Source organism: Facivitalis istanbulensis (assembly GCF_040560405.1).
Taxonomy (GTDB): Bacteria; Pseudomonadota; Alphaproteobacteria; order Sphingomonadales; family Sphingomonadaceae; genus Sphingomonas; species Sphingomonas istanbulensis.
This window is the reverse complement of the sequence record NZ_JAVSCQ010000004.1, coordinates 182,128-197,633: the sequence shown is the minus strand read 5'-3', so window position 1 is coordinate 197,633 and position 15,506 is coordinate 182,128. Positions and strand designations below refer to the sequence as shown.

General features: G+C 68.5%; 14 protein-coding genes. 1 reads left to right on the top strand and 13 read right to left on the bottom strand.

The annotated features are described in order from the left end of the window. Positions 1–21: 21 nt before the first annotated feature. The 12 genes from RN629_RS04810 to RN629_RS04755 form a co-directional block, all read right to left on the bottom strand. Positions 22–744, bottom strand: coding sequence for a type II secretion system protein N (locus RN629_RS04810; protein ID WP_407034132.1), 723 nt, complete (start codon positions 742–744; stop codon positions 22–24). After that, positions 744–1,217 carry a type II secretion system protein GspM gene (gene gspM / locus RN629_RS04805; protein ID WP_407034131.1) on the bottom strand — a complete coding sequence of 158 codons (474 nt, stop codon included), beginning with the start codon at positions 1,215–1,217 and terminating at the stop codon, positions 744–746. The genes RN629_RS04810 and gspM overlap by 1 nt, the downstream gene beginning before the upstream one ends. After that, complete coding sequence (gene gspL / locus RN629_RS04800; RefSeq protein WP_407034130.1) at positions 1,214–2,308, bottom strand: type II secretion system protein GspL; 1,095 nt, start codon at positions 2,306–2,308, stop codon at positions 1,214–1,216. Before gspL ends, gspM begins: the two co-directional genes overlap by 4 nt. Then, positions 2,308–3,297 carry a type II secretion system minor pseudopilin GspK gene (gspK, locus tag RN629_RS04795; RefSeq protein ID WP_407034129.1) on the bottom strand — a complete coding sequence of 330 codons (990 nt, stop codon included), beginning with the start codon at positions 3,295–3,297 and terminating at the stop codon, positions 2,308–2,310. The genes gspL and gspK overlap by 1 nt, the downstream gene beginning before the upstream one ends. After that, positions 3,290–3,931, bottom strand: a complete 642-nt coding sequence (gspJ, locus tag RN629_RS04790) for a type II secretion system minor pseudopilin GspJ (protein ID WP_407034173.1) — start codon at positions 3,929–3,931, stop codon at positions 3,290–3,292. The genes gspK and gspJ overlap by 8 nt, the downstream gene beginning before the upstream one ends. A 125-nt stretch (positions 3,932–4,056) precedes the next feature. Next, positions 4,057–4,476 carry a type II secretion system minor pseudopilin GspI gene (gene gspI / locus RN629_RS04785; RefSeq protein WP_407034128.1) on the bottom strand — a complete coding sequence of 140 codons (420 nt, stop codon included), beginning with the start codon at positions 4,474–4,476 and terminating at the stop codon, positions 4,057–4,059. Beyond that, positions 4,469–5,014, bottom strand: coding sequence for a GspH/FimT family pseudopilin (locus RN629_RS04780; RefSeq protein ID WP_407034127.1), 546 nt, complete (start codon positions 5,012–5,014; stop codon positions 4,469–4,471). Before RN629_RS04780 ends, gspI begins: the two co-directional genes overlap by 8 nt. Next, positions 5,011–5,466, bottom strand: coding sequence for a type II secretion system major pseudopilin GspG (gene gspG, locus RN629_RS04775; protein ID WP_407034126.1), 456 nt, complete (start codon positions 5,464–5,466; stop codon positions 5,011–5,013). The genes RN629_RS04780 and gspG overlap by 4 nt, the downstream gene beginning before the upstream one ends. A gap of 16 nt (positions 5,467–5,482) precedes the next feature. Continuing rightward, the gene (gene gspF / locus RN629_RS04770; protein WP_407034125.1) at positions 5,483–6,706 is read right to left on the bottom strand and encodes a type II secretion system inner membrane protein GspF; all 1,224 of its coding nucleotides are present in this window, start codon (positions 6,704–6,706) and stop codon (positions 5,483–5,485) included. Between the two features lie 90 nt (positions 6,707–6,796). Then, the gene (gene gspE / locus RN629_RS04765) at positions 6,797–8,314 is read right to left on the bottom strand and encodes a type II secretion system ATPase GspE (protein WP_407034172.1); all 1,518 of its coding nucleotides are present in this window, start codon (positions 8,312–8,314) and stop codon (positions 6,797–6,799) included. Between the two features lie 43 nt (positions 8,315–8,357). Continuing rightward, positions 8,358–10,589, bottom strand: a complete 2,232-nt coding sequence (gene gspD, locus RN629_RS04760; protein ID WP_407034124.1) for a type II secretion system secretin GspD — start codon at positions 10,587–10,589, stop codon at positions 8,358–8,360. After that, the gene (locus RN629_RS04755; RefSeq protein WP_407034123.1) at positions 10,586–11,440 is read right to left on the bottom strand and encodes a type II secretion system protein N; all 855 of its coding nucleotides are present in this window, start codon (positions 11,438–11,440) and stop codon (positions 10,586–10,588) included. The genes gspD and RN629_RS04755 overlap by 4 nt, the downstream gene beginning before the upstream one ends. A 106-nt stretch (positions 11,441–11,546) precedes the next feature. On the opposite strand from RN629_RS04755, the gene RN629_RS04750 reads away from it, so the two are divergent. Continuing rightward, positions 11,547–12,218, top strand: a complete 672-nt coding sequence (locus RN629_RS04750; RefSeq protein WP_407034122.1) for a prolyl hydroxylase family protein — start codon at positions 11,547–11,549, stop codon at positions 12,216–12,218. A gap of 429 nt (positions 12,219–12,647) precedes the next feature. Here RN629_RS04750 and RN629_RS04745 read toward each other — a convergent pair whose 3' ends face one another. Then, entirely contained in the window at positions 12,648–15,488 is a 2,841-nt protein-coding gene (locus RN629_RS04745) for a TonB-dependent receptor domain-containing protein (RefSeq protein WP_407034121.1), read from the bottom strand. Positions 15,489–15,506 lie beyond the last annotated feature (18 nt).

Sequence of the window (15,506 nt, the reverse complement as noted above, 5' to 3'; positions counted from 1 at the left end):
AAGCGCCCAAAATCAATCGGATCAAAAATGCCCCTGCGCCGAAAGCCGATATCCGCCACCCGATCCCGCGACGAAGCCCAGCCCCTCCAGCCGCGCCGCCGTTGCCGGATCGCCGGGCGTCAGGACCAGGTCGGCAGTGTAGCGGCCATCGGGGCGAACGCGCAGATTGACCGCCTCCGTCCCGCCCTGCCCCGCCATCGGCAGCAGCAGCGCCCCCGCCTCGCAGCGCGCATTGCCCATCATGCTGGGCGGCAGCGGCAGGCCGCCCGCCTCCCCCGCCACGGTCGCACGAACACGCCCGCTCGCCTCCTCGCACACGCCATCCCGAAAGCGGACGGTCACGTCCTCCAGCGACAGGCTGGTCACCGGCAACGGCGCGAACAGGGTGGCGGCGGGCAGGCTGGCGGTCACGCCCTCGATCCCCATGGCATGGCGTCCGATCGACGCACGCCCGCCGATCGGACGGCCATCGATCCCGGCCCCCTCGAACGCCAGCGTCGCACGCCCGACCAGCAGGGCGAGCGGCGACAACGACACGCGCAGATCGCCCAGCGCGACCGCGCCGAACCGCGCCTCCAGCAGGCTTCCGCCCCAGATGGTGCCGCCGACCCGCCGCGCGGTCAGTCCCTGATCGGCCAGCCCCGTCGCGCCCAGCGCCAGACGCATCGGCATAAAGACGATCAGCGCGATGGCCAGCATCGCCGCGAACAGCACGGCCGGGCGGGTGGTGAGCCGCAACCGCATCACGACGCCCGCGTCCGCACGAGCAGCGCGACCGCCACCGTCCTGTCGCCATTGTCTGTCAGCGTCGCCTGCTCGACCAGCACGCCGCCGCGCTCCAGCCGGGCGAGCCACGGGGTCAGCGCGGCCGGCCGGGCCGAGGCGATCTGCGCGCGCACCCGGCCGGGCCCATCCTCGGTCAGCGCGGCCAGGGTGAAGCCCGCCTGCTCGGCCGAGACGCGGACCGTGTCCGCCAGCGTACCCGACAAGGCGGGCGGACGGCGACGCCGCTGGCGCAGATCGGCGGCGATCGCCTCCGCCTCGCCCAGCCGGATCACGGCATCGGCATGGCGTTCGCGCGCGCTCGACAGCCCGTCGCCCAGCGGCCGCAGAAGGCCGCCCCAGATGATCGTCACTGCCAGCAGCGCCATCATGACCAGCACCAGCCGCTTCTCGCGGGTGGAGCGGCCGTCGAACCAGAGTCTCAGGGTCTTCATCGCGCGCGCACCGTGAATTCTCCCGTGATCCGACCGCCCGCCGCGACGAAGGTGCTGGGCTGGACGGTAAAGCCCTGTGCCTCGATCGCGCGTTTCAAATCGGTGGCCAGCGCCTCGCGGTCCACCGCAACGCCCAGCCGGACGTCACCGCTCGGCTGGAAATCCATCGCGGTCAGTTCGGTCCCGGGCACGCCGCGCACCGCCGCGAACATCGCCGCCGCCGTCCGGCTGAACCCCTGCCCCGGACCGCGCACCGCCGACAGCCGCTCGGCCAGCTGGCGATCGGCATCGACCAGCGTCTCGCCGCGCGGCAGGGCGGTACGCGCGACCTGCGCGATCTTCGCCTCGGTCGCGTCGGCGGCGAAGCTGTATTTGACCAGGCGCACGAAATCGATCGCCAGCGTCGCGACGATGATCGCCAGGCTCAACCAGCCCAGCCGCTTTACCAGTCGCCAGTCGATCGCGAAGCCGCGCCGCCGCGCGAACGGCCCCTGTCGCAGGTCGAGCGCCGGGGCGGCCACCGCCGCGCCCAGTATCCGGGCGATCCCGTCGGCATCCAGATCGACCAGCGGCGCGTCGCCCGTCACGATCTCGGTCAGGCCCGGCTCATCGGCAAAGGCCGCATTGCGCCCGCGCACCACCGCCTGCCCCGCCAGGTCGCCGCGCACAAAGCCGTCATCGGGACGCGGCAGCAACAGCGGGGCGGGCACGACCGCGACCGGATCGACGCCCTGCGCGCCCAGCCGGGTCAGCCAGCCCGCCATCGCGCCGCGATTGACGATGCCGATGGCGCGCTCGCCCCCCGCCTCTCCCGGCACCTCCTCGCCGACCGCGACATGAAGTTCGTCCATCGCCCCGGCGCTGACCTCGGCCGCGAGCAGCCGCGCGGCGGCCGCGGCCTGCGCGGTCGAGCGGGCGGGGATCGCCGCCCAGTGCAACGACACCGCATCGGCCGGGACGACCGCGACGACATCGCCATCCCCCTGCGGCACGCCCTCGCCCGCCGCCGCGACGCGATCATCCTCGATCCGCATCCACCGGAAATCGCCGCCTTCGCCCGGCGGCAGGAACAGGAGGTTGGTCGCACTCATCACTCTTCCCCCCAAGTCCGCGCGACAAGGCGCGGCGGCATTCGCGTCGCATCCACCAGCGCGCGTTCCTGAACCCGGACGCCGCCCAGCGTCACGTCGATGCGCAGATCGAACCAGCGGCTGGTCGTCGCCACGCTGCCCCCGCCGCTCGCCCCCGCGATCTGCGCCCAGAACGCGCCTGCGTCCGCATAGCCTTGCGGCGGGCGGCGCAAAAGAGCCTGGGCGATGCTGCCGGGCGAAATCGTATCGACCTGCGCCATCGCGACCAGCGGCGCCTGTTCGGGCGCCAGCGTGTTGATGTTGACGCTGGTCGCCTTGGCCTCGGGCAGCGCGCAGATCCAGGGGCGCAGCTGCGCATAGAGTTCGGGCGTGACGCCGTTCACCATCCGCATCTCGCTGACATCCGCCATCAAGGTCCCGCCGGTCCGATAGGGCGGATCGCGCGCCAGATAGACCGCGTCCTCCGCCCCCCCCCCTTGCGGGTTCTGGTCGCTGTCGATCCAGTCGGCGGTGGCGGTCGCCACCTGCTGCGCGACCTGGCCCGACACGCCGATCAGCCGCATCAGCTTGGCGAAATGCGCGACCTCGATGCCGTTGCCGATATAGACGCCCGGCTGACCGGACAAAGGCTGGGCCAGCCCGTTGAGATTGAAGCAATTGCCGCCATCGGTGACGCGCGCCACCGCGCTGCCACCGCCCGCCATGTCGCCGAGCGGCAGCGCGAAGGGCCGGTTGCTCCAGTCGCCCAGCAACGAAACCTTGCCCTGTGCGCGCTCCAGCAGATCGCCGATGCGGATGATCGCCAGCGCCTCGGCGGCATAGGCAAAGCCGCGCGCCTGCTCGATCGCCACCGCATTGCCGCCCAGCCGGGTCGACAGGCGCAGCTTTTCGAGCGCGGTCGCGGCGATCACCGCGATGATCGCGACCAGGATCAAGACGGTCAGCAGCGCGGCGCCGCGCTCGCCCCGAGGCGGCGTAGCCCTAGCCATCGGGCGTCGGTGTCGGACTGGGAGACGGCGATGGGCCGGGCTGAAGCGACGCCGGCGTGGTCGCATAGCCGGTGCCGACCAGGAACAGCTGGCGGAGGATCTGCCCGTCGTCGCGAACGATCGTCACCTCGGCGGCCTGCGGCAGGGCGACGCCGGGCTCCCCCTGCCACTGATCGAGCCAGCCGCCCTGGAAGCGGTAGCGCAGATGCAGTTCGCGCACATGGTCCATCAGCGCGGCGGGCTCCATCGGCGTCGTCCCGTCGAGCAGCGGCCAAGCCACCCGCTCCAGAACGTCGCCGTTCAGCCGATAGGCGACCTTTTGCAGCGATGGCCGCTGCGCCTGGTCCAGATTGCTCCAACCACCGCGCACGAACCGCATCGCATCGGGGCCCGCGACCATCGCCGGGGTCTGCACCCCGCCCTCGTCCCGGGTCGGGCGGTCGACCGCCTGCGCCAGATCGGCGGACAGGATCGCGGTCGTCCGGCTGACCGCCGCCATCGCATCCAGTTTCTGCCCGGTGATCGTCTGCGTCCGTACGCTGAGCGACAGGATCGCGACGGCGGCGGCGGCCAGCATCGAGAAGATGAGCAGCGCCACCATGACTTCGACCAGGGTGAAGCCATTGGGCCGAATCCCATCCCGGCAAATGCCAGGACCGGGGTGAGAGACGCCCGGACATGCGCGACGTCGCCCTGCCCTCCGTTGCAGGTTCCCGCGTACGGGCCCCCGATCTGCGCCGGGGCGAGCCGCGATAGTCGTCACGATGCCGACACGCCGACCGGCGGCATGGCGAGCGGTGGGCGCACCATCGTCATCCGTCCGACAATGCCGCCGCCCGCATTCGCCACCATCACGTCGATGCGCACCACGCGCACATCGCCGGTGCCGCTGACCACCCGCGTCCATTTCCAGCTGCGCCCGCCATTCACCTCGGTGCCGCTCGTCCGGCCGAGCGCCGGGGCCTGCGGATCGGTGACCGCTGCGATCGCGACATTGCGCACGACCATCTGCGCCACCAACGTCTCGTCCAGGATCGACGCTCCCCGGATCGTGGCGCTCTCCAGCCGGATCAGCGCCATCGCGGCCAGGCTGAACACGGCGAGCGCGACCATGATCTCGATCAGCGTAAAGCCCGCCTCTCCCCCCTGCAAAGGACGGTCATGTGCCCGCTCACCCATCGACACGCACCGTGCCGTCCACGCCGATCCGCACGATGCTGCTCGCCCGGTCGCGGGTCAGGCGGAGTTCGACCGGGCGGTCGGCCAGTCCGGTCACGTCGAAGGTGACGCGCACCCGCCCGCTGGCGTCGGGAACCATCGCCTGGGTTCCGTCTTCCCATTGCGCCACGCGCAGCGGCTTGGCGGTCATCGGGCTCCATGCGCCATCGGCCCGCCGGTCGAAGCCATAGCCGCCACGCGTCACCCAGATGCTGACCGGCGTCGCCTCGACCACCGCCACGTCATGCGCCGCGCGCACCCGCGCGGCGAAGCGCAACGCCTCGTCGGTCAGCCGCCCGCGCCGGTCGGGCATCGCCAGCACCGCGATCGCCGAGGCAAGCCCGATCACGGTGACCACAATCATCAGTTCGATCAGGGTGAAGCCGTTCGCCGGCGGTGCGGACGCGGCCTCCCCTGCGTTTCGACGCCGTCCGACGCGAAAGACATTGAGCGCGCGCCCATCGCCGTTCCCGGCATCCAGGCGCGCGCGCGCGGTCACTTACCCCAGTTACCGATATCGGCGTTGATCCCCTCGCCGCCTTCCTTACCGTCGGCGCCATAGGTCCACACGTCCGCCTCGCCATGCTGGCCCGGCGCGGCGTAGAGATAGGGACGGCCCCAGGGATCGTCGGGCAGCTTCTTGAGATAACCTCCCCTCTGGTAGCGCGACGGATCGGCCAGCCCGGCGGGCATCGACACCAGGGCCTGCAATCCCTGCGCCGTCGTCGGATAGGTCAGGTTCTGGAGCTTGTAGAGGTCCAGCCCCTGTTCGATATTGGCGATATCGGTCTTCGCCTTCTGGATGCGCGCGGTGTCGCCCGAAGGCAGGACGTTGAGCGCCACGATCGTCGCCAGCAGGCCGATGATGACGATCACGACCATCAGCTCCACAAGGGTGAAGCCATCCTCGCGCCGCTTGCGGCGGATCGGTCGGCGGGTTGGGATAGGCATGACTTGTCCTCTCGACTTATTGACCGGCCAGCGTGTTGAGCTGGAGGATCGGTAGCAGGATGGATAGCACGATCGTCGCGACCACACCGCCCATCACGACGATGATGGCGGGCTCCAGCAGGGACAGCGCGGTGGCGGTGAAGCGGTCGAACTCACGCTCCAGATAATCGGCGGCGCGCTCCAGCATCTCGTCCAGCCGCCCCGCCGCCTCGCCGCTGGCCGCGAGATAGGTGAGCAGCGGGGGAAACACCCCCGCGCGCCGCATCGCGGCCGACAGGCTGCCACCGCCCCGGATCGCATCGACGATCGCATCGGAGGCGACGCGCAGCCGGCGATTGTGGACCGTCCCTGCCGTCAGCGTCAGCCCTTCGAGCAGCGGCAGGCGGCTCGCCACCATCGTCCCCAGCGTGCGCGCCATCCGCGCGGCGTGAAGATCGCGCAGCAATCGGCCGAGCAGCGGCAGCCTGAGCAGCCAGGTGTCGAAGGACAGCCGGATCGCGGGCACCTTCAACGCGCGCCACAGGCCGAACCCGGCCAGCGCCACGACGCCCAGGATCAGCCACCACCAGCCGACCAGCAGGTCCGACACGCCGATCACCATCCGCGTGAGGAACGGCAATTGCTGCCCCACCGTGTCGAACTGCTCGACCACCTGCGGCACGACGAACATCATCAGCGCGGTGACCACCCCCATCGCGACCAGCGCCAGGATCGTCGGATAGGCGAGCGCGGTGATGAGCTTGCCACGAATCTCCGCCTGCCGCTCCAGCAGCGCGGCGAGCCGTTCCAAAATGGTCGGCAGCGTTCCCGAACTCTCGCCCGCCGCGACCATCGCGCGATAGAGCGGCGGAAAGCTCCGGGGCTCGCGCGCCATCGCGTCCGCCAGGCGGCGGCCTTCGGTAACGCCCTGGTGCACCGTGGCGACGATCGCGCGGACGCGCTCCTGCTCGGTCTGGCGCGTGATGGTGCGCAGCGACTCCTCCAGCGGCGAGACGCGGTTGAGCGTGGCGAGCTGGCGGGTGAAGAGCGTCAGTTGCTTGACCGACATGCGCGCGCGGCCGAGCTTCAGCCCGAACAGGGGTCGCCGCTCGGCGGTGTCGCCGCTGCCCGGCCTGACCGAAACGACGTAGAGGCGCTGCTTCTCCAACGCGGCGCGTGCGGCGTCGATCGTCTCGGCGGGGATGAAGCCGCGCTTCTCCGAGCCCCTGGTATCGATGGCGACATAGTCGAAGCCCGCCATGTCAGCCTCTCACCCATGCATGGCCCGCCATCCCGGCCAGAGCCCGGGTCCAGCGACGGTCAAACGCGGAAAGAATGGTCAACGCGCACCTCACCCGGCGTCGGAATCGCGGCGGGACACGCGGATCGCCTCTTCCGCCGTGGTCACGCCGTCCAGCACCAGTGCGCGCGCCGCGCTGGCCAATGGCTGCTGCCTGGCAAAGGCGTGCGCCGCGATCGCCTGTTCGTCGCCGCCCTCGTTGATGAGCCGCCGGATCGTATCATCGACGCGCACCGCCTCATATACGCCGGTCCGGCCCTTATAGCCGGTGCCGTTGCACTGCGGACAGCCGACCGCCTCATGGACCGTCGCCTTGTTCTCGATACCGAGCAGCGGGGCGACGGTGTGCTTGGCCTTCACCGGGCGCTTGCAGGCGGGACACAGCCGCCGCACCAGCCGCTGCGCGATGACGGCGCGGAGCGTCGAGGCGAGCAGGAACGGCTCGACCTTCATGTCGCGCATGCGGGTGATCGCGCCGACCGCATCGTTGGTGTGGACGGTCGACAGCACGAGATGCCCGGTCAGCGACGCCTGCACCGCGATCTCGGCGGTTTCGCGGTCGCGGATTTCGCCGACCATCACCACATCGGGGTCCTGGCGCAGGATCGCGCGCAGGCCCGCCGCAAAGGTCAGCCCGACCTTCGCATTGACCTGGGTCTGCCCCACCCCCTCGACCGCATATTCGACCGGGTCCTCGACGGTCAGGATATTGCGGCTGCCATCGTTCAACAGGCGCAGCGCGGCATAGAGGCTGGTCGTCTTGCCCGACCCCGTAGGGCCGGTGACCAGGATGATGCCGTTGGGCTCGCTCAGCGCCTCATGGAGCAGCCCGTACATGGCCGGGTTCATCCCCAGCGCGTCGAGGTCGATCCCCGCATTCTCCTTGTCGAGAATACGCAGCACCACCCGCTCGCCCGCGCGGCTGGGCAGCGTCGAGACGCGGACGTCGAGCAGCTTGCCACCCAGCGTCAGCGCCATGCGCCCGTCCTGCGGCACACGCCGCTCGGCGATGTCGAGCCGCGCCATGACCTTGATACGGCTGACCACCACCGGCGCGACATGCGGCGGCATCCGCAGCGTTTCGCGCAACACGCCGTCGATGCGCATCCGCACGACCAGGCCGGTCTCATAGGGCTCGATATGGATGTCCGACACGCCGTTGCGCGCGGCATCGGCGATGATCCCGTTGATCAGGCGGATTGCGGGTGCGTCGTCGGCGGTGTCGAGCAGATCCTCGGCTGTCGGAATGCCATCGGCCAGCATGTCGAGTTCGTCGCCCATGCCGACCGCCGCGATCGCCGTCGCCTGCCCGTCCATGGCATAGGCATCGGACAGCAACCGGTCGAAGGCGGGCGCCTCGACACGGGCGATGGCGAAGGGGCGGCCGATATGGCGGCGCAGTTCGATCAGCGCGCGCGGGTCCGCGCCCTCCCGCAACGCGATGGTGAGCGGATCGGCGCTCTGCACGACCGTGCCGAACTTGCGCGCATAGGCATAGGGAATGGTCAGCGGCGCGACCAGCTCCAGCGCCTCGGGCAGATCCGCCGCCGGGAATGGCGCGCCCCCCATCGGCAAGGGGACCATGTCCCCCGTCGCCACCGGATCGACCGCGTCAGTCACGGCGCTTGATCGGCCCGACCGGCTTGGCGACCGGCACCGCGATGCGCGGATCCTCGATATTGCCGGGCATCGGCGCGTGCGGAATGGGCGGCGCGGCGTTCATGTAATCGCGCACCAGCTCGTCGATCGAGGGCTCGACGCCGGGCTGGGCATAGCCCTGCAACTGGCGGAGATAGCCATAGCGCTGCTCGGTGACGCGGCGGCTGTCCTCGGGCGTGCGCAGGATCGTGGGGCGGATGAAGACCATCAAATTGGTCTTCGCCCGGCTCCGCGCCTTGGACCGGAACAACATGCCCAGCCCCGGAATGTCGCCCAGCAGCGGAATCTTCTCGATCGTCCGCCGCTCATTATCGTCCAGCAAGCCGCCGATGACCGTGATCTGGCCGTCATCGGGGGTAAAGACATTCTCGAAGGCGCGCTTGTTGAGGATCAGCTCGCTATTGTTGCTCGACACCGGTCCGGCGATCGAGCTGACCTCGAGGCGGACATAGAGCTTCAGCGAGCCGCCCGCATTGACCTGCGGCTTCACGTCGAGCTGGATGCCGACATTCTGGCGCTGCACCGTGCGGAAGGCATTGTCGAAATTGTTCGACAGCGCCTGTCCGGTCGTCACCGGGATTTCCTGTCCGACCAGGCTGTGCGCCTGCTGGTTGTCCAGCGTGATGATGTGCGGCACCTGGAGCAGGTTGGAGGTGGTGTCGCTCTTCACCGCGTTGATGATCGCGCCGAACACCGTGTCGCCGATCTGCCCGCCCCATCCGGCAAAGCCGCCGGTGGTGCCCAGGATCGACTGGACCGCCGACTGGGTGAGCTGGTTATAGGCGGAGTTGGGAACGTTCGTTTCGGTGCGCGTCCCGTCGGGAGCGGTCACGATGGTCTTGGTGCCGCCCAGGGTCTGCGCGCCGACCGCCCCCGCGATCTGGAGGATATTGGGCGCGGTATTCCCATAGGTCGACGCCGCGAAGGCCCCGCCCGACAGGCTGCCGAGCAGGAATTGCGCGCCCAGCCGCCGGGCCGTCTGGTCCGACACTTCGGCCACGATCGCCTCGATCAACACCTGTTCGCGGCGCACGTCGAGCTGGCGGATCACCTCGCCGATCTGACGTTGGATGTCCGTCGGCCCCGCGATGACGATGGCGTTGGCCCCGACGAAACGGGTGACGACCGCGGCCGTCCGTCCCCCTTGCGTGCTGATCGCGGGCGGCTGCCCGGTCTGGCCGCCCGCGCCGGGGGCGCTGGCCGCCTGGGGCTGGGCCACCGGCTGGATACGCTGCGCGATCGAGGTGCCCGCCGCCGAGCCGACCTGGTTGTTGGTCTGCGAAAAGCTGCCGCGCGACAGGGTGGTTTCCTGCACCGGATCGGGCGTCTGGCCCACCAGCTGCTGCAGCACCGGCAGCAACTGCTCCGCATCGGCATTTTGCAGGAAGACGACACGGATTTCGGTGCCGCTCTTGGCCTTGTTGTCGAGATCCTGCGCGATCTGGGCGAAACGCGCGACGCCCGACGGATCACCGCGCAGCGCGATCGAGTTGGAACTGTCGATCGCCACTACCGACACGCCGGGCGCGCCCTGTGCGACGCCGCCGCCCTGCCCACCGGCCCCGCCCGCCAGCGTCTGGAGCGCCGTCGCGATCTCGCGCGCGCCCGCATTGCGCAAGGCGATGACCCGGGTCGACGCATTGTCGGCATCGATCCGCCGAACCACCTCGCGAATGCGGCGGATATTGTCGGCGAAATCGACCACGACCAGGCTGTTGCCGCCGCGATTGGCGGTCACCGACCCTTGCGCGCTGACCAGCGGGCGCACCGTTTCCAGCGCGCTTGTCGCATCGATCGCGCGCAGGCGGATGATTTCGGTGACATAGGAATTGCGGTTCGCACCGCCCAGGCCGATCCGGCCGGGCTGCGACGCGGCATTGTCGATCGGCTGCACCCGGAAGGCCCCGCCCGAGGTCGGCACTGCGACCAGTCCGTTGGAGCGAAGCGTGGACAGGAATATCTCGAAATATTCGGACCGCGACAGCGGGCGATCGGTCACCACCGTGACCTTGCCGTTGACCCGGTTATCGATGATGAAGGTCCGCCCCGTCACCTTGGCCGCATCCGCGATGAAGGCGCGGATATCGGCGTCGCGGACATTGAGCGTCGTCTGCCCTTGCGCGCCCGCCGAGAGCATCAGGGCGGGGGCCAGCGCCAGAATCGAACCGAGGACGAGCTTTTTCATGGCTTGGGTGCCGCAATCTGGAGGGACAGCGGCAGCGTCTGATCGCCCCGCTCGACCGTGATGGAAAGAGAACCGCCCTGCGCGAAATCGCCGGCGAGGCGGTCGAGATCGCCCGGCCCCGTCACCGGACGGCCACCGAGCGCGGTGACGATATCGCCGTCGCGCAGGCCCGCCGCACGGAACGCCCCGCCCGAGCCGATCGAGCGCACGACCAACCCCGACACACGGCCGCCGTCGAGGCGCGGGATGAAGCCGATATCGCTGCGCAACTGGGCGAGCGCAACCCCCTGCCCCGGTCGAGCCCCCGATGCGGGTGACGCCATCGTCGCCGGGGCCGGGGCCGAAGCCGCGGCCGTCCCGGCGGCGGGGGGCGGCGCATCCGACTGATCCAGATACAGATCCTCGGGCGCGCCGCCGCGATCGATGGTGATGTGATCGAAGGCGACCGACTTCAGCGTCACCCCCGGCTGGATCTCTTCCCCCACCGAGACGACGCGCTGCACGCCGTCGGCCCCCGCCAGGATCGCCGACCCCCGCCCCATAGCCTCATCGATGCGCGTGCCGAACAGGGTCAGTTGCAAATTGGTCACCGCTGCCGGAGCCGCCTGCCCACCCTGAAGCCGGAAAAAGGGATCGAAACCGTCGAGGATCGATGCGGTCGAGCCGGCCAGCGCCGGGGGAGCCGGGCGCCAGTCGCCGAGCGGCGAGACCGGCGTGGCGATCACCCATAGCAGCCGGGCACCCTGAACGGCGAAAACCGCCATCAGCGCCAGTTCGGCCACCGAATAGACATTCACGACCGGCAGCCGCCGCAATAACCGGCGCCCGCGCGCGTCGAGCCTCAACAGCATGCAATCAGACCCCATCCGCTTTTTTCGGCCCTAGGCATCGCATGTTACATGTTTGCGTCAAAGGCCCGAAACATGTTCGTCATATTCGTTTCACATGAGCATTGGAATGACCGCCATGTCGCTTGAAAGCTCCGAACTGGGCAACGGCCTCGACGCCGCGCCGATCGTCGCCCGCCTGTCCGCCACGCCGGGCATCCAGCGGCTGCCCAGCCCCAAGCTGACCCTGTTCGTGAAACGCGATGTCCTGCCGGCGTCGCTCTGCGCCGAGCTGATGGATCGAATCGATGCGGTGCGCCGTCCCTCGACCATCGCCGACCCCAATGGCGACAGCGCCTTCCGCACGAGCGAGACCGGCGACCTGCCCCCCGACGATCCGGCGGTGATCGACGTCGAGCGGCGCATCGCGATGCTGACCGGCCTGTCTGCCATCCATGGCGAACCGATCCAGGGGCAGCGTTATGCGGTCGGACAGGAGTTCAAGGCGCATACCGACTATTTCGATCTCAATGGCGCGGACTATCATCGCTACTGCGCGGTGTCGGGCAACCGCACCTGGACGGTGATGCTCTATCTCAACACGCCCGAGGCGGGCGGCGCGACCCGGTTCAAGGCGGTGGACAAGATCATCCAGCCCGAACCGGGCAAGCTGGTCGCCTGGAGCAACCGCCGCGCGGACGGCTCGCTCAATCCGGCGACGCTGCACCAGGCGATGAAGGTGCGCGCCGGCGTGAAATATGTCATCACCAAATGGTATCGGGAACAGCCCTGGCGCGGATGAGGATCCGCCATCGGCCGGTGGCCGTGACGGCCTCTCCCGCAGGATGATGGCTATGGGACATGCCCCTTCCATCTCCTCCGATGGCGTTCGACCGCGCCATACCGAAATGCATCATTGGGCTTCGCGCCCATCGGCCATTCGTGCGGGACAAGGGCGATCCCGGCGCCCCGAGCCCAGCCGCACCCGCCTCATGGCCCCTTGGCCAGGTTCGGGGCGAATTCAACCTGACCCGTGCCTCATCCTGTCCGGCGTGACGGGTTCGGCGGACCGTCGAGATTCCGCAGAATAGCCTCATCGCTCATCGCCTGACGGAGTTCCAATGCCCGCGTTGACGCGGATCGGCCGTTGCCCAAGCCTCTATCCCGCGAAAATGCGAAAGGCCGCCGCCCGGCGCTACCGGACGACGGCCTTGATACGCATCGGCGTGGATCAGAAGGTGGTGCTGATCCCCAGCGAGAAGATGCGGCCGAGGCTATAGCGGTTCAGATAGACGAACCGGCCATTCCCGAAATCCTGCCGCTCATTATAGCGCGTCCGAGTCAGGTTGCGCGCCTCGGCCTTCAGCTCGAACTTGCCACCCGCCAGTTCGAAGCCCTGGCGCGCCACGAGGTCGAGGCGAATACCCGGAACCTCGATGATGTCCGGCTGGAACCCGTCGCCCGACAGATAGGACGGACCGCGATTGGTCACGCGGTTGCTGGCATAGTTGAACAACAGGGTGATCTGCGACAGCGCCGCGGTATCCTCGATCCCCAGTTGCAGATTGACCAGATGGTCCGACTGCCCGGTCAGCGACGCGCCATCGCGGAACAACAGCCGCGCCGGGCCGAAGCCCGAGGCGCAACCGTTCATGCCCGGCGATCCCGCCGCGACGGCCGGGTTGGGCACGCATGTCGAATCGGCCTTAATCTTCGACTTGGTGTAGGTGTAGTTGGCGATCGCGACCAGGCGGCGCGTGGCGAAGAAATCGCTGCCCAGCCCCGCCAGCGGCACATATTTCTGCAGTTCGACCTCGGCACCATAGAGCGTCGCCGAGGGGAGATAGGTGAAGCCCGTCTGCAACCGATCGTCCGCGCCGGTGTAAAAGCCGACCTGTTCGATCGGATTCTTGATCCGCTTGTAGAAGCCCGCGACCGTGAAGCGCTGGTCGCGCGCATAGAACCACTCGTAACGCCCTTCGAGGTTCCACAACTCGCTGTCGCGCAAATTGGGGTTACCGAAGAACAGGCGATCCGAATCGGGGTCGCGGAACTGCTGCGGCGCGAGTTCGCGGAACTGCGGCCGCGAGATGGTCTTCGCACCGCTTGCCCGCAACTGCATGTCGGGCGCGAAATTCCAGGTCAGCGTACCTGCGGGCAGGAAATAATCATTCTTCAGCCGCGTCGTGCTGCTCTGCACCGGGGTCACCGTCTCGACCGCCGTTTCGTAGCGGACACCCGCCACCGCGCGGAGCCCGTCGCCCACCTCGGCCTCGGCCTGGACATAGCCCGCATGGACATCGAGCTTGGCGTTATAGGCATAGGCACCCGCCTGGGTCGAGAATTGCAGCTCCATCGTGCACTGGCCCTGCCCGCGCAACGGACAGGCATTGTTCACGACATCCGGGCTCAGCAGATAGTCCGGGCGATAGAGGTTATAGGGATAATCGGGGACTGTCCCCGCGCCATCGCTCGTCTGATAGTTGAGCTGGATACGGCTCGAATAGCGATCCGTCCCCTGATAGAAATACCCCGCGCTGATCGTCATCGGACGATCGCTGTCGATCTTGTAGGAAAGATCGGCCTGGCCGGTCCACAGATTCTCGTTCAGTTCCGAGAAGATGATCGATGCGAAAGGCGTGAAGCGCCGCGTCACCTGATAGGCGCCGTCGCACTGGAAGCCACCCGCGCCGTTCGCCCCGTCATAGCTGATCGGAGCGCCGGTGGTGGTGCGGCTCGAACAGAGATAGTCGAACTGCCGCTCATAAGGCGCATTGCGCTTCGAATTGGCATAGGCGCCGCGCGCGTCGAATTTCAGCGCATCGGTCAGGCGGAACTCGCCGACCAGCTGGGTCTCGATCAGCTGCCGTTCGAACCAGTTGGTATTCTGCTGGAAGCGCAGGCCGCTGGCATTGTTGTACACCTCGGCCGCCGAGCCGCGCCCCTGCTTGAGCGTGTCGTGGATATAGACATTGGTCCAGCGGATCGTGTTCTCGCCAAACTGATAGCCCAGACCCACCAGCGCGTTGGCGACGATGCGGTTGTCGGTCAGCAGCGTGCGATAATCGTTGCGGATCGTGCCGTCGGGCGACACCGAATCCTGCTGGATCGCCGAGCGGGTGCGGAAGGTGTTCGACAGGCTGATCGACGAGATGAGGCCCAGCCGGTCGCTGCCGATATCGAAGACCGAACCGGCCGAGATTTCGCCCGACCAGTTGGCGGGCAGATGGTTGTTGCGCTGAAGCAGCGTGGTCGACGCATTGGAGAGCTTCAGCACGTCCGACGCGGCGATCAGGCCCGGCTTGCCGGTCGCCTGGATGTCGCGGACGAACTTGGGCACGCCGCGCGTCCCGTCGTCATAACCCAGCCAGTCGGCGTCACCGCCCGCATAGGTATAGCCCAGTCCGCTGGTCGTCGCGTCATCCGCCGAAATGCTCGCGCCGCCCGAGATGAAGTTCTTCGCCGGGATCGCCTTGGTCGTCAGGTTGATGACGCCGCCGCCGAACTCGGCCGGATAATTGACCGAATAGGTCTTCTGGACGAGCGCCGAACCGACGATGGTGGTCGGGAAGATGTCGAGCGGCACCGACCGGCGCAGCGGCTCGGGGCTGGGCAGCGGCGAGCCGTTGAGCAGCGACGAGGAGTAGCGATCGCCCAGGCCGCGCACATAGACGAAGCCGCCACCGACGACCGACAGGCCGGTCACGCGGGTCAGTGCACCCGCAATGTCGCCCTCGCCCGTGCGCGCGATGTCCGCGGCCGACAGGACCGAAACGATCTGCGGCGTGGCACGGATCGTGTTGGGGATGTTGCGACCGACCACGACGATCTCGCTGCTCGACGACGCATCGACGCCGGGGGCCGAGATTTCGACGGGCTCATCGGACTGGCCGTCCTGACCCGTCGGGGTCCGGCTCTGCGAGGTCGCAGCCTGCCCGTCCGGGCTGGTCGCGGTCGTGCTGGTCTGCGCGGGCGCGGGGGTCGCGCCGCCCATCGTCTGCGCCAGCACGGCTGGCGCGACGAGCTGGGACGTCAGGAGAAGAAGGGTGCCGTAGGCGAGGCGTCGCTGCATGGCCGGGTTTCCACAATC